The sequence below is a fragment of the Deltaproteobacteria bacterium genome, assembly GCA_020848905.1.
GTDB lineage: Bacteria > Myxococcota_A > Polyangia.
In genome coordinates, this window is the sequence record JADLHG010000031.1 from 487191 (window position 1) to 504859 (window position 17669).

Sequence of the window (17669 nt, forward strand, 5' to 3'; positions counted from 1 at the left end):
CGCCGACAGACGCGCCGAACAGGAGGTCCGCGCCCGTGCTCCGAACCCTGGACAACGGCTTGCGCGTGGTCCTGCTCGAGAGTCGGGGGGCTCCCGTTGTCGCGGCGCAGGTCTGGGTCAACGTGGGGAGCGCCGACGCGGGCGACGGGCCCTCGGGCCTGGCTCACGTGCTCGAGCACATGGTCTTCAAGGGCACGAAACGGCGCGCGGCCGGAGACGCGGCCCGCGAGATCGAAGCCGCGGGGGGCGATTTCAACGCCTGGACCTCCTTCGACCAGACCGTCTTTCACGTGGTGATGGCGAGCCGCTTCTTCGGCAAGGGGCTCGAGGTGCTGGCCGACGCGGTTCTCGACGCGCGGATCGATGCCGAGGCGCTGGACAAGGAGCTGAAGGTCATTCTCGAGGAGATCAAGGAGGGAGAGGACGCCCCGGGGCGGGTCCTTTCCCAGGAGCTCTTCGCGACGGCCTTTCGACGCCACCCCTACCGTCTCCCGGTGATCGGCCGGGCCGAGCAGCTTCGCAAGCTGACCGCGAGGGAGGTGGCGGCGTTTCATCGCCGGCACTACACCCCGGCCAACATGACCCTCGTGCTGGTGGGCGACTTCGAGGCCAAGAGCGCACTGGCGCGCGTGCGCAGGCTCTTCGGGCGTCCAGGCGGCGCGGCTCCCGAGCGGGTCGTACGGGCCGAGGAGCCGGAGCAGCGGCGACTCCGGGTGGCGGTGCGCGCGAGAGCGCAGCGCGAGGTGCACTTCTCGCTCGCGTTCCACGTTCCGCCCTTGAAGGATCCGGACACGCCCGCGCTGGACCTCGCGGCCATCCTCCTCGGTCAGGGGGAGCGCTCGCGGCTCGTCCGCAAGGTGCAGCGCGAGCAGCAGCTCGTTTCGAGCGTCTACGCGTATGCCTTCACGCCGCGGAACCCGGGGCTGCTCGTCATCGGCGCCACCGCCGAGGCGGATCGAGTCGTGGACGCCGTGCGGGCCATCTGCTCCGAGGTGTTCGCCCTGGCGCGGGAGGAAGTGCCGACCGCCGAGCTGGAGCGAGCGCAGACCGTCGTGGAGAGCGACGCGGTCTACCAGCGTGAGACCGCGGAGGGACTGGCCCGTCGCCTGGGCACCTTCCAGGTCGTGGTCGGGGACCTGACTTTCGACGAGGAGTATCAGCGGCGAGTGGCCCACGTCACGCCAGCTGGACTTCGCGCGGTGGCGTCGCGCTACCTGCGTCCCGAGCGACTGACCGTGGCCGTCCTCGGTCCGAAGAGCACGCCCCGGCTCGTGTCGGAGCTCGAGGCCGCCGCAACGCACGCCGGGGGCGCGGCGGCACGGGCCGCAGCCAAGGACGTGCGTTCCGCCGATCCCGTCGCGCGGGTGACGCTGGCGAACGGGGCGCGTCTGGTCGTGCTCCGCGACAGCACCGCGCCTCTCGTGGCCTTTCGCGCGGCCTGGGCGGGCGGGATGCGCTACGAGAGCGAGGCGACGGCCGGGATCACGACGCTGCTCGGAGAGCTCCTCGGTCGCGGTACGGCGACGCGTTCGGCGAGCCAGCTCCGCGAGGCCTTCGACGCGATGGCGGGGGACCTCGGCGGCTACGCGGGGAGGAACAGCTTCGGTCTGCGCGCGGAGGTCCTCTCGCGGCACTGGGAGCGGGCGCTCGAGCTCCTCTCCGACTGCCTCCTCGCGCCGGCGTTTCCCGAGGCGGAGCTGGAGCGCGAGAGGCGTGAGCTGCTGGCCGAGGTTCGCGCTCGCGAGGAGAACCTCGGCGCGCTCACCGTCGAGCTGCTCCTGCGAAAGATGTTTCGGCGGCACCCCTTGCGCTTGCCCGCCCTCGGCACGGTGCGGTCGATCTCGCGCCTCGGGCGTGACCAGCTCGCGCGACACTATCGCCGCCACTACCACCCGAGCCAGCTCGTCCTGGCCGTGGTGGGAGACGTCGATCCCGCCGAGGTGGCTCGCAAGTTCGAGACGCTCTTCGGCGCGGTGGCGCGCCGAGCGGCGCCGGAGGTGGCCGTGCCGAAGGAGAGCGGTCGACACGCTCCCGAGACGGCGGTCAGCTATCTGCGCCGCGAGCAGGCGCACCTGGCGGTCGGCTATCCGGGCACCACGCTCGACCATCGGGATCGCTTCACGCTCGAGGTGCTCACCCAGATCCTCGGGGGAAGCGGCGGTCGGCTCTACGCCGAGCTTCGGGACCGGAAGGGGATCGCCTACCGGGTGAACGCCTTTTCCGAGGAGGGGATCGACCCCGGCTACGTCGCCGTGTATGCGGCGATGAGCCCCGAGAACCTGGCCGACGCCCTGCGCGCGGTCGAGCGCGAGGTCGCGCGCCTGCGCGAGGAACTCGTGCCCGCCGCCGAGCTGAAGCGCGCCCAGCGCTACCTCGTGGGAGTGCACGAGATCTCGCTCCAGCGGAAGGCGAACCTCGCCACGCACCTGGCGCTGCACGAGGCGCACGGTCTGGGGTATCGGGCTTACCGCGACTACCCGGCCGGGATCCAAGCCGTGACCGCCGAAGAGCTGCGGCGCGCCGCCCGCCGCTACCTCGACGAGCGGGGGCGCGTGGTGGCCCTCATCAAGCCGGAGGAGATGTCTCCTGCGGCGGAGAAGCGCTTGGGCCCCGTGCGGCAGGCCGGCGTGGTGACCGGGCCGAGCAAGAGCGCGGTCGTTCCGGCGCGTGCCGCGAAACGGGTCCGGAAGGGGGGCCGCCGCCGGTGACGGGCGTCGCCGTCAGCTCCAGATCAACACGTAGATGTCGTAGAGGGCGTGGGTGTAGACCGCGATCGCGAAGCTGCGAAACTGGAACAGCGCCGCGAAGAAGAGCCCGGCGATGGTGCGGTAGGTGAAGACTCCGAGGCGAAGCGGCTCTCCCAGCGAGCCCACGTGGTGCGCCGCCGAGAAGAGGAGCGAGCTCACGACGAACGCGACGAGGATGGCGAGCCACCGCTTGAGGCCGAGCCCCCGTTCTCCGATCCAGGCCAGCCCTCCGAGGAGGACGAGGCGGAAGACGAGCTCTTCGTGGACCCCTGCGCCGACGGACATGACGAGTCGGTCGAAGACGCCGGCATTTCGCAGCGGACCTCCCGCCGCGAGGCGCGGGTCGATATGCAGAAGATCCACCATGAGGAAGATGATCAACGTGCCCATGGTCAGGGCGTAGATGCCGCTCTCGAGCAGCACCGGGATGAACTGACGCAGCTCGAACTGCTGCGTGCGTCGGAGGTAGAGGACGAGCGCCACGAGCGTCGCCCCGAGGCCGAGCTGAAACCAGATATAGCCCCGGGAGCCGAGCAGGCGGAGGACCTGCTGCGTGATCAGGTCTGCCCCGTTCATGGTGTCGGAGAAGATCACGCCGACCTGATAGAAGAGGAGCAGGGGCATGACGAGCACGACGCTCGTCAGGAGATTCGTGGGCTCGCGGCGCGAACGGGACTTGCCCTTGCTAGCCATGGCCCTGTTCCTCGCGCTTCGCCGGTCGGTCGGCGTCCTGCGGCCGGCGGGACGATCAGACCTTGAGCAGCAGCTCGGCGGCGTGTTCGTCCAGGATCTTCACGAGCGCGTCGTTGACGGTGTCGCCCTGTGCCAGGATGCGGTCGTAGGTCTTCCGCACCTGATGGTACGTTTCCCAGCGCTTGCAGAATTCCTCGAAGGAGAGTTTCTTGATGAGGCGGCCGCGGCACTTCACGTACCCGCCGACCTGCGCGTCCCCCGCTTCCCGCTGGAAACGCTCGAGGTATCCGTCGTACGCGGCCTCGAGGGGGCCTGACATCGTCGGCTAGCGGCCGGCGCCCTTGCGCCGCCCGGAGACCGGTTTGGCCTTCGCACCGGGCTTGACCTTGCCGGTGGGCTTCCCGGTCTTCGGGGCCTGGGCCTTGCCGGCGGGTTTGGTGGTCTTCGCGGCGGGCTTGGCCTTTGCCACGGGCTTGGCCGCCTTCGTCACGGGCTTGGCCTTCGCGACGGGCTTGGCCGTCTTGGCCACGGGCTTGGCCTTCGCGACGGGCTTGGCCTTCGCGACGGGCTTGGCCTTCGCGACGGGCTTGGCCTTCGCGACGGGCTTGGCCTTCGCGGCGGGCTTGGCACCCGTCGCGGTGGGCTTGGCACCCGTCGCGGTGGGCTTGGCACCCGTCGCGGTGGGCTTGGCACCCGTCGCGGCGGGCTTGGTCTTCGCGGCGGGCGCCGGCTTGGCCCTGGGTCCCGACGCGGCTACCGGGCCGACTGCCTTGGCGGCGGGCTTGTCCAGGGCCACGACAACTGGGGCCTCGGATGCCCGAGCCGGCTTGCCGCGAGCTCCAGCCGGTCCCGTGGGCGCGCCCTTCTTTCCTTTTCCCGCGGCCTTGCGGTCGGCCGGCGGGGCCGGCGGGGTCACCCCGGCCTCTTCCTGGAGTCGGCGGATGGCAGCCTTGGCGCGGGCCAGGGCCTTGGCGGTCTTGGCCGTATGCCGCGGCGCAGCGCCTCCCAGGTCGGGTCGGTTGTAGACGAGGATCCTCGGCCCGTCACGAAACACGGCCTCGAGCTTCGTGTCGCTGACCAGCTCGCTCACGTAGCCCAACCCGAAGACGGGGTGGTCGATCACCTCGCCCTCGGTATAGCCTTCTCGCAGCGAGTACTCACGGGCCGCATCGGCATTCGCGTGCCGCATGGCCTCCGCCCAGTTCGGCTTCTGGCGCGTCTGGCGTCGCTTGACCGCCATCGGCTCGGGCACGTCGTCGTCCACCTCCCCCCGCGGCGGGCGGAACGAATGGGTGGTGTGACAGATCGTGCACTGCACGCTTCGGATTTCCCCCTCGAAGCGCGTGATGACGGTGTGCGTCGTGTCGGTCTTGCAGTTCGTGCAATAGGCGTCCGCCTCGCCTCCTGCCTCGAACATTTCGTCCTCAAAGATGTATTCCATATCTTCGGGCACGCTCTCCACGAATCCCCAGCCTTCTTCGGTCCGTAACACACCTTGGCACAGGTGGCAAGTAACTCGCGCCGCTCGGGGCCGCTTGGGCGAGGCTGGAGCGGCCGCTTCGGGCCCGCGGCCGAGGCCCCCGCGGCCTTGCTGGCGTGGGCGCCTCGTGCTAACAGGCTGCCCCGTGGCCGCCTTCCGCGCGGCGCCCCCATGGCCGACCGCCCCAGATTCTCAGCGTTCTTTTTCATTATTTCCGCAGTCTTGGCGGCCGCGCTGGGCCTCGGTTACTACAGCTACCGGTCCGCCAACCGCCTGGCCGAGCGCAGCGCCGAGTCGGTGCAGAGCTCGAATCGGGTCCTCGGGCTCAAGCTCGTGGACCGCATCGAGAAGGTGATCCTGGACACGGACCGGACGTTCTTCAAGCTCGTGAGTCTAGACGATCCACGTGAATTCATGGAGTTATGGCGCAGAATCGTGCGCATCTCGCCCGCAGTGCAGAGCGTCATCGTGCTCGACGACCAGCGGGAGGTGGTGCACTTCGTGGCCAAGCTGGCTCCGGCCGAGCGGCGCGGTTTCCACGAGCTCTTCGCCCGACGGATCGTCCCCGACCTGGAGCTCGGCAAGCTCGCCCCCGACGAGCACAAGCATCTGCACACGAGCTATGGTGCGAAGAGCTACCTGCTCTCGTACATCCGCCGGCGCAGCGCCGGGCGCGACTACTACATCGCGCTCAACTATCACATCCCTTACATCATCCACGAGATCTTCCGGGAGGAGTTCAAGGAGCTGGAGGAGACGCGGGCCATCGCCGTGATGGACGAAGGAGGGGGCGTGCTCTACGGCTGGCCCGTCTTTTCGGACAGCAAGCTGGTCTTCGAAGCCCAGTTCCCGACGACCCTGTATCGCTGGCGACTGCAGATTTCTCCGAGGGATATAGCCTCCTTCCGTCGGCAGGCCCGCGCCCGGAAGCTCTCTGATCTGGTGCTCGTGGCGACCTCGCTCAGCGTCATTCTGGTGGGCATGGCGGTGCTCATCGTGGCGGCCCGCAAGGAGCGCCGCGCGAATCAACTCAAGAGCGAGTTCATCTCGAACGTGAGCCACGAGCTGAAGACACCGCTCTCGCTCATCCGGATGTTCGGCGAGCTCCTCTCCCTTCGCGGCGCCTCGGACCCCAAGGCCAGTAAGGAGTACGCCGAGATCATCACCCGCGAGAGCGACCGCCTGACCGCCCTCATCGACAACGTGCTCGACTTCGCACGTATCGAGCGGGGTAAGGCTGCGTACCAGTTCAGCCACGGCCGCCTCGAGCCCGTGGTGGAGCAGGTGGTCGAGCTCTGCCGGTACCGCGCCGAGCAGGGGGGCGTGCGGATTGCCACCCGCGTCGCGCCCGACCTGCCGGAGCTCCTCTTCGACGCGAGCGCGCTGACGCTGCTGCTCCTGAACCTCCTCGAGAACGCCCTCAAGTACGGTGCGGTCCGGGGAGGGGAGATCCTCGTGTCGGTCGAGCGGCAAGAGCGTCGCGTGCTCCTTCGGGTCGCCGACCAGGGGCCGGGGATCGCGAAGGAGGAGCAACGCAGGATCTTCGAACGCTTCTATCGTGGGCAGGATGCCCGCGGCAGCTCGGCCCGTGGATCGGGAATCGGCCTCAGCCTGGTGAAGCACATCGTGGAGGCGCACCATGGGCGCGTGCGGGTGGAGAGCGAGCTAGGCAAGGGAGCCAGTTTCGAGGTAAGCCTCCCCATCGCCGAGCCCGAGCCGATCCCCAAGCGGGGGGGAGCGCGATGAGCGGAGCCAAGTCGAAAAAGGTCCTCGTGATCGAGGACGAGCCGGACATGGTGCGCGGCCTGCGGGACGCGATGCAGTTCGAGGGGTTCGTCGTGTTGTCGGCCTGCACGGGCATAGAGGGGATCGCGCTCGCCAAGCAGGAGCGGCCCGATCTCGTGATCCTGGACCTCATGCTCCCCGACCTCAACGGCTACCGGGCCTGCGAGGAGATTCGCCGCGGCAACCAGCAGGTGCCCATCATCATCCTGTCTGCGCGCGGGCAGGAGGCGGACAAGATCCGAGGGCTCGAGGCCGGGGCCGACGACTACGTCACGAAGCCCTTCAGCGTCGGCGAGCTGCTGGCACGCATCAGCGCCATCTATCGGCGGCTCGAGCGGCGATCGGGGGGCGAGGACGCGATCCAGATCGGGGCGGCCCAAGTGGACCTGAAGAAGCACGCCCTGTCCTGCAACCGAAAGACCCACGCGCTCTCGTTCTATGAGGTGGAGCTGCTGAAGCTGCTCTACGAGCGGGCCAACGAGCCGGTCTCGCGCGACGAGATCCTGGAGAAGATCTGGGGGAGCCAGGCCGCGCCGACCAATCGCACGGTGGACAACTTCATCGTGAAACTACGCCGCAAGATCGAGGACGACAGCAAAAACCCTCGACACATTCTCACGGTCTACGGGTACGGCTACAAGCTCGTCCCCTAGGCCACTAGGCACAGGTCACGGCATGAAAAAGAAGCTCATCACCCTGGCCATCGCCCTGCTGGCGGTCGCCATCGTCCTGGCCGGACTCGCAACCTTCTGGACCGAGTACGAATGGTTCGTGCAGCTCGGCTTCGGCACGGTCTTCTCCACCACGCTCATGGCGAAGCTGGGTTCGGCGATCGGGTTCGGCCTGCTGGCGCTTGCTGTGCTGGGCGTGCACGTGCACTTCATTCGGCGCCTCAGCAAGCCACGCAAGAGCTGGACCATTCCGACCGCCGAAGGCGGCGAGGTGGATATCAAGGACGTGGTGAAGAAGGTCACCACCCCCCTCGTCGTGGCAGCGGCGCTGGTGGTCGCCGTGATCATGGGCTACTGGGCGGCGCGGCACTGGGAGGACCTGCTCAAGCTCCTGCACCAGACGCCGTTCGGCAAGACCGAGCCGATCCTGGGGCGGGACATCGGGTTCTACCTGTTCGTGCTGCCGTCCCTCGAGTTCACCCAGGAGTGGCTGGTTTACCTCATGGGGATCAGCACCATCTTCTGCGCTGCGGTCTACGTCAGTCGGGGCGCCATCACCGTGGAAGGGCGCGTGCCCCTCATGTCGCGCGGCGTGCGCGGGCACCTGCTCGCCTCCCTCGCCGTGGTGGTGCTCGTCATCGCCTGGGGCTTCCGCGTCGAGATGTACGAGATCCTCTTCTCCAAGCGTGGCGTGGCCTACGGCGCGACGTACACCGACGTCAACGCTAACCTGATCTCCTATCGGGTGCTCATCGCCGGCTGCGTCGCGGTGGCCCTCTACCTGCTGGCGCGAATCGGCTCCAAGAAGGAGGGCAAGGCGGCCATCAAGGGTCCGGCGATCGCGCTCGGGGTCGTGGCCGGTCTCTACGTCCTGGGCGTCTTCGTGTGGCCTACGGTGGTGCAGCAGCTCGTGGTCAACCCGAACGAGCTCGACAAGGAACGCCCCTACCTCGTGCACGCGATCGCCGGGACTCGCGACGCCTACGACCTGAACCGCATCGCCGTGCAGGAATATCCGGCCAACGAGAACCTCACCGTAGCCGACCTGAAGAAGAACCAGCTCACGATGGACAACGTGAAGATCTGGGACCATCGGCCGCTCAAGGCCACCTACCGGCAGCTTCAGGTCATTCGTCTCTACTACGACTTCCCGAACATCAGCGTCGACCGGTACAGCATCGGAGACCGCGTCTGGCAGGTCATGCTCTCCGCGAGGGAACTGGTCTACGAGCAGCTCCCCGTCTCGTCGCAGACCTGGGTCAACCGCCACCTCCAGTACACCCACGGCTACGGCGTCTGTCTGAGTCCGGTGACCCAGGCGGTGGGCGAAGGCCTCCCGGACCTCTGGATCAAGGACATCCCCCCCGAGACGCGCTTTCCGGAGCTGAAGATCGCGCGCCCCGAGATCTACTACGGCCTGAAGACCGAGGACTACTCGCTGGTCAAGACGACCACGCAGGAGTTCGACTACCCCTCGGGGGCCGACAACCGCTACACGACCTACCAGGGGAGCGGTGGCGTGGGGATCGGGAGCTTCTTTCGCCGGCTGCTCTTCGCCATTCGCTTCATGGATCCGAACCTGGTCTTCACCTCGCACCTCACCCCGGAGAGCCGCATCCTGTTCAACCGCCAGATCCAGGAGCGCATCAACACCGTCGCGCCCTTCCTGATGCTGGACCAGGAGCCGTACATGGTGGTCGCCGAGGGGCGCCTGTTCTGGATTCAGGACGCGTACACCATCAGCTACCGCTACCCCTACTCGCAGCCCACCTCCCTCGGCAAGCGCGCGCGCATCAACTACATCCGGAACGCGGTGAAGGTCGTGGTGGACGCGTACAACGGCTCGCTCGCCTTCTACCTGTGGGACGACAAGGATCCGATGATTCAAACCTATCGGAAGATCTTCCCCTCGATGTTCAAGTCGTCGGCCGAGATGCCGAAGGCGATCCGCGCCCACGTGCGATACCCGCAGGACCTCTTTGCTGTGCAGGCCACGATGTACGAGTCGTTCCACATGACCGACCCGCGGGTCTTCTACAACCAGGAAGACAAGTGGGCCATCTCGCGGGAGCTCACCGAGAAGACCGCGGGGCGCAGGGAAGCGTCGAAGATGGACGTGGGGGGCACGGCGCGCCACGTGACGGACACGAACCGCATGGCTCCCTACTACATGATCATGCGACTCCCCGAGGAGAAGCGGGAGGAGTTCCTCCTCATGGTGCCTTTCACGCCCACGAACAAGGACAACATGGTGGCGTGGATGTCTGCGAGCTGTGATGGGGACCAGTACGGCAAGCTCCGGGTCTACACCTTCCCCAAGAAGAAGATGATCTTCGGCCCGATGCAGGTGGAGGCCCGCATCGACCAGGACGACTTCATCTCGCAGTGGATCACCCTGCGCAACCAGCAGGGCTCCACCGTGCTGCGCGGGGACCTGCTCGTCATTCCGATCGAGGACTCCATCTTGTACGTGGAACCCGTCTACCTGCAGGCCACGCAGACCCAGCTCCCCGAGCTGAAGCAGGTCATCGTGTCCTTCGGGAAGCACCTTTCCATGAAGGGAAGCCTCGACGCCGCGCTGAAGGACGTCTTCGGCCTCAAGCAAGGCGGCGCGGCGATCACCACCGGGGCCCCCGGAAGCGCGACCCCTGTCGCTCCGGTCGCGACCTCCACCACGCAGCCGGCCTCCGGCGCACCCGAGGGGGTGAGCGAGCTGGCGCGCCGCGCGCTCCTGCACTACCGGGCCGGGCAGAAGAAGCTGGCGCAGGAGGACTGGGCCGGCTACGGCGCCGAGCAGAAGCAGCTCAAGGAGGCCCTCGAAGCGCTGGCCAGAGGACTCGAGGGGAAGCTCAAGCCCGGGACTCCGTCCGAGGCCGCGCCGAAGAAGTAGCGACCCCCTTTCAGGGGGCGAGGGTGTGGGGGGCGCGAGGGTTCAGGCGTGGCGGCGGCGGGTCCGTCGCGCCCCGAGCCAGAGCGCGACGAGCGCGAGGCCGGCAGCGGGTACGTCCTTCGGCGAGGCGTGTCCCGCGACGCTGCAGCCCCCCTCGTCGAGCACCACCGGCGCGCAGACCTTCGGGTCGGCCGACTTCGGGTAGGTGGCGCAGATCCCGAGCACGTCGTCCCCCTCGGGGCTGCGCTTCTTCGTCTCGCCGCGGTCGGCGAAGTTGAACATCGTCGTCTCTTTCATCGCCGCGGGGAGGTTGCCCAGCGGGTCGCACTTCGGCAGCGTCTTGCCCTGGTTGTCCTTCGGGACGGGCTTTCGCGTGCCGTCGTCGCAGGGGTGGTCGAGTCCCATCAGGTGACCGAGCTCGTGGGTGACCGTGTTCTCGACGTCGTGACGCGTCCGCTCGGCCTGGGTCCCGAAGAGGAATCCCTCGCCGTTCAGCTCGATGTCTCCGTCCAGGATCCGCCCGTCTTGGTCGCTGCCCGGGTGGTCCACGAAGAACACCGTGGTGATCCCCGTGGCCTCCTTGTCGTGCTTCCAGTCCTTCTCGACCCAGACCACCACGTTCTCGTTCGTCCCCTTGCGGTTCAGGCCCACCTGCGCGTCAGGGCTGGGAGGCTGGACGCTGAAGGTCAGGTAGCCGCACCCCGAGGTGACGCGTTGCCAGTTCTCGGTCGCGCGCTTCACGGCATCCAGCTCGGTCGCGTCCGCGACGTTGTCGCTGCCGGCGGAGTTGGCGCGCAGGACGACGCAGTTCGTGAACATCCAGCGCAGCGGCTTCTGACTCTCGTCGGTGGTGCCAGGGACATAGGCGCGGCCCGCGCCGCCGAGCACGGCGAGCGCGAGTCCCGCGCCGACGAGGAGGACGCCTCCCCAGCGAACTAGCGGCTGCGGCACAAACGGGCGTCGGTGGCGCAATCAGCGAGGGCGCGCCGGATGTGCTGCACGAAGAGGTCGAGAGGCTGGCGCGCGGCGAGGTCTTTGGGTTGCTCCGCCGCGCGAAGCCCGTCGTCGGTGCGCTTCACCAGCGACAGACCGCCGAGGGTGCGCGCCACGGTGATGCGTCCGTCCTCCGTGCGCTGGACCGGGAAGACGCCCTGCATCATGCCTACGACGTAGCGATGGCCGGCGCGCACCTCGGTGAAGAGCAACGTTGTCTCGCCAGGGCGGAAGGTGGGGCTCCCGGCCACGCGCATGCCGATGCCGTTCACGCTCCCCCCGAGGCGCCGGACCACGACGCGTTCCCCGTCTTTGGCCCCGTGCACCCCTTGCTGCACCTCGAAGGTGGTGTCCGTCACGATGTGGCGGCCGTCCTCGCTCCAGTGACTCTCCGCCTTCAGCACGCGACCCACGAAGATGCGGTCGGCACGGCCGGCGAGCTGGTGGAGGCTCATGGCCACCATCATGGTGGCCGACACGGGCAAGGGGAGGAAAAGGGCCAGCGGAACGATAGCGCGTCGAAGCATGCGATCCAGAGGATAGCGGCCGGGGGTGATGCGGTCAACGCGAGCTCTCTCCGAGCTCTCCCCGAGCTCTCCCCGAGCTCTCCCCGTTGACCCCCTCGGGCGCCTCTGATAAGGGCATGCGCATGTCCAGCACACCGGTTCGTGTTCGCATCGCTCCGAGTCCCACGGGCGATCCCCACGTGGGGACCGCCTACGTGGCGCTCTTCAACTACGCCTTCGCCCGTCGGCACGGCGGACAGTTCATCCTGCGCATCGAGGACACCGACCGGGCGCGTTCGACCCGCGAGTCCGAGGAGGCGATCCTTCGCAGCCTGGCGTGGCTCGGCCTCGCCTGGGACGAAGGCCCCGACGTCGGGGGGCCTTGCGGACCCTACCGGCAGTCGGAGCGCGCGGCCATCTACCAGGAGCACGCGGCACGCTTGGTGGAGCGAGAGGCGGCCTATCGGTGCTTTTGCACCGAGGCGCGGCTTGAGCAGATGCGCGCCGAGCAGCGGGCTGCGAAGCTGGCCTCCGCCGGTTACGACGGCGCGTGCCGGGCGATCTCTCGGGAGGAATCGGACCGGCGGGCCCGGGCCGGTGAGGCCCACGTCGTCCGGCTGCGGATGCCCAAGGAGGGCGAGACGGTGGTGCCCGACCGCCTGCGCGGGGAGGTGCGGATCCCGAACGAGCGCAGCGACGATCAGGTCCTGTTGAAGAGCGACGGCCTGCCCACCTATCACCTGGCGAACGTGGTGGACGATCACCTGATGGGGATCACGCACGTCATCCGCGCCGAGGAGTGGATCCCGTCCACGCCGAAGCACCTGCGGCTCTACGAGGCCTTCGGCTGGGAGCCGCCCGTCTTCTGCCACCTGCCGCTCTTGCGCAACAACGACAAGAACAAGAGCAAGATCTCGAAGCGCAAGAACCCGGTCAGCCTCGACTACTACCGGGACTCCGGCATTCTGCCGAAGGCCATGCTCAACTTCCTCGCGCTGATGGGCTGGTCCTTCGGGGAGGACCGCGAGAAGTTCAGTCTGGGCGAGATGATCGAGCGCTTCGACATCGCGCCGGGGAGCATCAGCCTCTCCGGTCCGGTCTTCGACCTCGAAAAACTCTCCTGGCTCAACAGCCTCTATCTGCACGAGCTCACCGACGAGCAGCTTGTGGACGAGCTCGTGGCGTGGCGGCTCAATCGGGAGTTCCTCGTCAAGCTGGCGCGGCTGGCCCGGGAACGGGTGAGACGCCTGGACGAGTTCGTGCCCCTCACCGAGTTCTTCTTCAGCGGGGACCTGGACTACGCCCCGGTGGCCGACCTCTGTCCGAAGAATCGGACTCCCGCGGAGACGGCCAAGCTCCTCGATCAGCTGGCGGAGGAGCTGGACGCGTTTCGCGTCTGGGCGCCGGAGCCGCTCGAGCCCTTCTTTCGGGCCTTCTGTGAGAAGACCGGCTGGAGCACGAAGGAGCTCTTCATGGTCGTGCGCCTGGTCGTGACGGGGCGCAAGGCCTCGCCACCCCTCTTCGACACCCTCTGCCTGGTGGGGCGCGAGCGCTGCCGCCGGCGCATCCGCCAGGCGGCCGAGTTCCTGCGCCACACGTCGTGATCCCCACCCTCGGCTGCGGGAACGGCCGCTCGCGGACTCCGAAAACGCATGTCATTAAAATACCTTATGCCGCTAAGGCTCCTGACACGGGCGGACGAGGAATTACGACAAATTACATTTGGGTGACAATTCCCTACCCCCCGGTCCGCTATACCTACCCCCGAGCCCTGCGGCTCACCACACTGGAGCCTCATCCATGCCCTGGTATCAGATAACGCTGATTTCCCTCTATCTCTTCGTGCTGCTGGTGCTGGCCTTCTTTGGCTTCCACCGCACGCTCCTGGTCTGGCTCTTCTACCGGCACAAGGGCGACAAGCCCGAGCCTGAGCGCCTGTACGCCGACGCCGAGCTGCCGCGCGTGACGGTGCAGCTGCCGCTGTTCAACGAGATGTACGTGGTCGAGCGGCTCATCGACGCGGTGGCGCAGATGGACTACCCGCGCGACAAGTTCGAGGTGCAGGTCCTGGACGATTCTACCGACGAGACGCAGGGCATCTGCCGCGCCAAGGTGGACCAGGTGCGCGCGATGGGGATCAACATCCAGTACATCCATCGCGACGACCGGACCGGGTACAAGGCGGGAGCGCTCGAGAACGGCCTCAAGTACGCCACGGGCGAGCTGGCCATGGTCTTCGACGCCGACTTCGTGCCCAAGCCGGACATGCTGCACAAGATGGTGCACTACTTCACCAACCAGAAGGTCGGCATGGTGCAGGCGCGCTGGGACCACCTGAACCGTGGCTACTCCACGCTCACCGAGGTGGAGTCCCTGATGCTCGACGGGCACTTCATCATCGAGCATACCGCGCGACACCGCTCCGGGCGCTTCTTCAACTTCAACGGCACCGCGGGCATGTGGCGCGTCTCGGCGATCCACGACGCCGGCGGCTGGCAGCACGACACGCTTACTGAGGACATGGACCTCTCGTACCGCGCGCAGCTAAAGGGCTGGTCCTTCGTCTATCTGCCCGACATCGCGTCGCCGGCCGAGCTGCCCGTCGAGATGAACTCCTTCAAGTCGCAGCAGTTCCGCTGGGCCAAGGGTTCGATCCAGGTGGCCAAGAAGCTTCTGCCCACGATCATGAAGGCCGACGTGCCGCGCGCGGTGAAGTGGGAGGCCTTCTTTCACCTCACGAACAACTTCGCGTACCCGCTCCTGCTCCTCCTGTCGCTCCTGCTCGTGCCGAACATCGCGCTGCGCACGGCCCACGGCTGGCGCGAGGTGCTGCTGATCGACGTGCCGCTCTTCTTCGGCACGACCCTGAGCGTGGTGACCTTCTACGTCGTCTCCCAGCGGGAGGTCGGCGTACCGCTCGGCTGGGGACAGATGATCCTGCGGCTTCCGCTCATGCTGGCCGTCGGGATCGGGCTCTGCATCAACCAGACGCGTGCCGTCTTCGAGGCGCTGATGGGCAAGGAGACCGAGTTCGTGCGCACGCCCAAGCACGGCGTGGTGGCCGGCGGCGGCTGGCAGAACTGGAAGTCCAAGCGCTACCGGGCGGCCAAGAACCTGATCCCGTACTTCGAGCTCTTCATGGCGGGCTACTTCGCCGTGGCCATGCTGCTCGCGGTGCTCGGGAAGCACTGGGTCTCGCTGCCGTTCCTCATGCTCTTCCTCGTCGGCTACCTCTATGTCGGCGCGCTCTCCGTCCATCAGCGGCGGTAGCGAGCGGCGGCGCCCAGCTTGCGCGCCCCGCAGGTCTGCATCATATCCCCTGCGATCTTCCTGGAGGCCCCATGGACGCGACGGCGCTGAAGGCGCAGCAGCACGCGACCTGGACGGGAGCCGCGCCCGGCTGGAGGCGGCACGACGCCCGGCTGGCGGGCATCACCCGCTCGGTGTCGGAACGACTCATCGCCGAGCTTCGCCCAGGGCAGCGGGTGCTGGACATCGCCTGCGGCACCGGGGAGCCGGCCCTGCCGGCGGCCGAGCGCGTGGGACCGACCGGGTACGTGCTGGCCACGGACTTCGTGGCCGAGATGGTGGCTTTCGCCCGCGAGAAGGCCGTCGCCCGCGGCCTGGCGAACATCGAGTTCCGGCACGTCGACGGGGAGTGCCTTGAGGTGCCGGAGGCGAGCTTCGACGCCGTCACGATGCGCTGGGGGCTCATGTTCATGCCCGACCCGGTCGCGTGTCTCGTCCGTGCTCGCGCGGCCCTCAAGCCCGGCGGGGCTGTGTCCCTGGCCTGCTGGTGCGGTCCGGAGAGGAACCCGTGGGCGTCCATTCCGCTCGCCGTGATGCGGCGGCACGTGGAGCTGCCGGCGGTGGCTCCGGGGGCCCCCGGCATCTTCGCCTTCGCCGACCGGGCGCGGCTCGAGCAGACCCTGGTCGCGGCCGGCTTTTCGGACGTGAGGCTCGACGAACACGCGCTCGTTATGAGCGAGTTCGCCTCGGGTGCGGACTATGTTGATTTCACGCTCGAGGTTGCTGGCCCCGTCGCCCAGCTCGTCGCGCAGCTGCCCGCCGAGACGTGGGCCGTGGTGCGGCGAGAGATCGAGCAGGCGGCCGAGGAGCCGACCGGCGGGGGCGTCCGCCTCACGGGAGTGACGTGGATCGCCAGGGCCCGCGTCTGATGCCTTGACTCCGACGGGAACGAGGCTACCTTAGGGAGGCCTAGGCCCCATAGGGGGGCGAAATGGCTTCGACGGGGGTGAGGTTAGAGTAGGCTGCAAGCGGAGGGTCTCTGCCACCTCCATAATCCGGTGGGGAAAACACAACTGCGAACGATAACGCCCGCGAGGGTCTCGTCGCTCAAGCCGCCTAACTAGTGGCTTGACGCTGTTCATCTCCTCCCGCCTGTGACGGGGTGAGCGGCGCAAACGAACAGGCTGGCCCTCTGCCATTCCGGCCGGGTGGGGGGCGAGAACAAAGGTTGGATAGCGACAAAGGGAGCCTGCCGATGGGCGCCCCGCGTCGCGAAATAAACCATCGGCTAAGCTTGTAGATGCCTGCCTGACACGCTTTCGGACCCGGGTTCGACTCCCGGCGCCTCCACCTATTCCCCCTTAAGGTTCTGAGCCCTTAGCGGATCGCGGTTCTTCTCGTGCTGCATATGTGCTGTTCGGGGCCTCGGGTTCCTCGAGTAGCTCGATCGCCTGGTGCAGGGCCGCCGGCGCAAGGTGCGTGTACCGCTGGGTGGTCTTAAGATCTGTGTGACCGGCCAGCTCCTGGATCGACTTGGCAACGGCGCCCCGCATGGCCAGGTGAGAGCAGAACGTGTGCCGGAGGACATGCCAGCCGATCGGCCGGAGTCCCGCCCGCCGGCACGCTCTCTCAAGCGCCCGCTGCGCCATCTTCCGCGTGAGGTATCCGCCGTCGGCCTCGCACCACACGAACGGCCCCTTCAGGTGCCTGGCCGCCTTCAGAGCCCGGGCGAGCCGCTTCGTCATGGGCACCTTCCGCTCCCGCCCGCCCTTCGGGGAATCTAGGTGGCCGCGCCACATGGCCCGGCGCACGGTGATCACCCCAGCATCGTGGTCCACGTCCTCCCGGTGCATCCCGAGAATCTCACCCACCCGATACCCGCCGTCGCCGCTGGCCAGGATTGCGGACCCCCACAGCGGTTCGGTGTGCAGCACCGCGACCAGCCGATCCAACTCCCCGAAGGTCAGGAAGTCGAACCGCTGGGGCGGGACCTTCAGCAACCGCAGCTTGGGCTTGCTCTCCAGAACCCCCACCTCTACCGCGTACCCAAGAACCCGACTCAGGGCCGCGACCACGTTGTTCGCCGTCTTGGGCGCCCGGTCCTTCGCGACTACGGCAGCCTTCAGCTTCTCAAACTCCCGGGTCCCGATCGCGTCCAGGCGGTACGTTCCAAACGCTGGCAGTATCCAGACCCTCAGGAGCGACTCCCGATCTTCCTGCACCGACTTCTTGCAGTTGGTCTTGACGTAGGTTCCCAGGAACTCCCGGGAGAACTCCGCCAGCGTCGGACACTCCTTCGCCACGGGCTTCGGGTTCAGCATCGACGCCCGCAACTGCCGTTCGTATTCCTCTGCGCCCACCCGAGTCTGTACCGGGCTCGTCTTTCGAATTTCCTCCTTCCTGCCGTCGGCGGCATGTGTGAACACGAAGTGCACAACCCACCCTCGTTTCGGGTCCTTCCGCACGCTCATAGGGACACCTTCCCCTTCTGAGCCGTGCGCGCGCTTCCGCCCACGTTAGCATGGGTCCGGTAGCGTGCGGCAAGGTCTGACCAGGCTCGGCACCATGCCCCGAGGGCGCGGCGGAATACCTCTCCGTCAATCTCTCCCCGTAGTAGTTGCTGCGCCCGCCATTCGATCAGCCGGTCCGCCCGTT

At 67.6% G+C, this 17669-nt stretch carries 13 protein-coding genes and 1 other RNA gene; 8 read left to right on the plus strand and 6 right to left on the minus strand.

The window, feature by feature from the left end; genetic code table 11:
• The first annotated feature begins 35 nt into the window (after positions 1–35).
• The gene (locus tag IT371_14225; protein ID MCC6748812.1) at positions 36–2708 is read left to right on the plus strand and encodes an insulinase family protein; all 2673 of its coding nucleotides are present in this window, start codon (positions 36–38) and stop codon (positions 2706–2708) included.
• Between the two features lie 12 nt (positions 2709–2720).
• Here IT371_14225 and IT371_14230 read toward each other — a convergent pair whose 3' ends face one another.
• From IT371_14230 to IT371_14240, 3 genes are read right to left on the minus strand one after another with little or no spacing between them, the layout of a single operon-like run.
• On the minus strand, positions 2721–3440 hold the full coding sequence (locus tag IT371_14230; GenBank protein MCC6748813.1) for a CPBP family intramembrane metalloprotease: 720 nt from the start codon (positions 3438–3440) through the stop codon (positions 2721–2723).
• Between the two features lie 55 nt (positions 3441–3495).
• Positions 3496–3759, minus strand: a complete 264-nt coding sequence (locus IT371_14235; protein ID MCC6748814.1) for a hypothetical protein — start codon at positions 3757–3759, stop codon at positions 3496–3498.
• A 6-nt stretch (positions 3760–3765) separates the two neighbouring features.
• The gene (locus IT371_14240) at positions 3766–4857 is read right to left on the minus strand and encodes a hypothetical protein (GenBank protein MCC6748815.1); all 1092 of its coding nucleotides are present in this window, start codon (positions 4855–4857) and stop codon (positions 3766–3768) included.
• A 285-nt stretch (positions 4858–5142) separates the two neighbouring features.
• Here IT371_14240 and IT371_14245 point away from each other — a divergent pair, with 285 nt between their 5' ends.
• Genes IT371_14245 through IT371_14255 form a run of 3 tightly spaced genes read left to right on the plus strand, consistent with a single transcriptional unit; the run spans position 5143 to position 10266 of the window.
• Positions 5143–6666: a HAMP domain-containing histidine kinase gene (locus tag IT371_14245; GenBank protein MCC6748816.1), complete on the plus strand. Its 1524-nt coding sequence runs from the start codon at positions 5143–5145 to the stop codon at positions 6664–6666.
• On the plus strand, positions 6663–7358 hold the full coding sequence (locus IT371_14250) for a response regulator transcription factor (protein ID MCC6748817.1): 696 nt from the start codon (positions 6663–6665) through the stop codon (positions 7356–7358). Before IT371_14245 ends, IT371_14250 begins: the two co-directional genes overlap by 4 nt.
• Positions 7359–7380: 22 nt before the next feature.
• Complete coding sequence (locus IT371_14255; GenBank protein MCC6748818.1) at positions 7381–10266, plus strand: UPF0182 family protein; 2886 nt, start codon at positions 7381–7383, stop codon at positions 10264–10266.
• 42 nt (positions 10267–10308) lie between these two features.
• Here IT371_14255 and IT371_14260 read toward each other — a convergent pair whose 3' ends face one another.
• Together IT371_14260 and IT371_14265 are read right to left on the minus strand one after the other, a co-directional pair.
• Positions 10309–11217 carry a hypothetical protein gene (locus IT371_14260; protein MCC6748819.1) on the minus strand — a complete coding sequence of 303 codons (909 nt, stop codon included), beginning with the start codon at positions 11215–11217 and terminating at the stop codon, positions 10309–10311.
• Positions 11202–11786 carry a hypothetical protein gene (locus IT371_14265; GenBank protein MCC6748820.1) on the minus strand — a complete coding sequence of 195 codons (585 nt, stop codon included), beginning with the start codon at positions 11784–11786 and terminating at the stop codon, positions 11202–11204. Before IT371_14265 ends, IT371_14260 begins: the two co-directional genes overlap by 16 nt.
• Before the next feature lie 122 nt (positions 11787–11908).
• Here IT371_14265 and IT371_14270 point away from each other — a divergent pair, with 122 nt between their 5' ends.
• From IT371_14270 to ssrA, 4 genes are all read left to right on the plus strand, one after another.
• Positions 11909–13369, plus strand: coding sequence for a glutamate--tRNA ligase (locus IT371_14270; GenBank protein MCC6748821.1), 1461 nt, complete (start codon positions 11909–11911; stop codon positions 13367–13369).
• 196 nt (positions 13370–13565) lie between these two features.
• The gene (locus tag IT371_14275) at positions 13566–15035 is read left to right on the plus strand and encodes a glycosyltransferase family 2 protein (GenBank protein ID MCC6748822.1); all 1470 of its coding nucleotides are present in this window, start codon (positions 13566–13568) and stop codon (positions 15033–15035) included.
• 71 nt (positions 15036–15106) lie between these two features.
• A complete protein-coding gene (locus IT371_14280; GenBank protein ID MCC6748823.1) occupies positions 15107–15943 on the plus strand; it encodes a class I SAM-dependent methyltransferase in 837 nt (278 codons plus the stop codon).
• A gap of 53 nt (positions 15944–15996) precedes the next feature.
• Positions 15997–16367: a transfer-messenger RNA gene (gene ssrA / locus IT371_14285) on the plus strand.
• Between the two features lie 8 nt (positions 16368–16375).
• Here the strand turns inward: ssrA and IT371_14290 are convergent.
• A complete protein-coding gene (locus IT371_14290) occupies positions 16376–17485 on the minus strand; it encodes a tyrosine-type recombinase/integrase (GenBank protein MCC6748824.1) in 1110 nt (369 codons plus the stop codon).
• Positions 17486–17669 lie beyond the last annotated feature (184 nt).

Coding starts and splice junctions, on each gene's coding strand:
- IT371_14230 (MCC6748813.1), bottom strand. CDS start 3,440: ATGGCTAGCAAGGGCAAGTCCCGTTCGCGCCGCGAGCCCACGAATCTC.
- IT371_14235 (MCC6748814.1), bottom strand. CDS start 3,759: ATGTCAGGCCCCCTCGAGGCCGCGTACGACGGATACCTCGAGCGTTTC.
- IT371_14240 (MCC6748815.1), bottom strand. CDS start 4,857: ATGTTCGAGGCAGGAGGCGAGGCGGACGCCTATTGCACGAACTGCAAG.
- IT371_14250 (MCC6748817.1), top strand. CDS start 6,663: ATGAGCGGAGCCAAGTCGAAAAAGGTCCTCGTGATCGAGGACGAGCCG.
- IT371_14255 (MCC6748818.1), top strand. CDS start 7,381: ATGAAAAAGAAGCTCATCACCCTGGCCATCGCCCTGCTGGCGGTCGCC.
- IT371_14265 (MCC6748820.1), bottom strand. CDS start 11,786: ATGCTTCGACGCGCTATCGTTCCGCTGGCCCTTTTCCTCCCCTTGCCC.
- IT371_14270 (MCC6748821.1), top strand. CDS start 11,909: ATGTCCAGCACACCGGTTCGTGTTCGCATCGCTCCGAGTCCCACGGGC.
- IT371_14275 (MCC6748822.1), top strand. CDS start 13,566: ATGCCCTGGTATCAGATAACGCTGATTTCCCTCTATCTCTTCGTGCTG.
- IT371_14280 (MCC6748823.1), top strand. CDS start 15,107: ATGGACGCGACGGCGCTGAAGGCGCAGCAGCACGCGACCTGGACGGGA.
- IT371_14290 (MCC6748824.1), bottom strand. CDS start 17,485: ATGAGCGTGCGGAAGGACCCGAAACGAGGGTGGGTTGTGCACTTCGTG.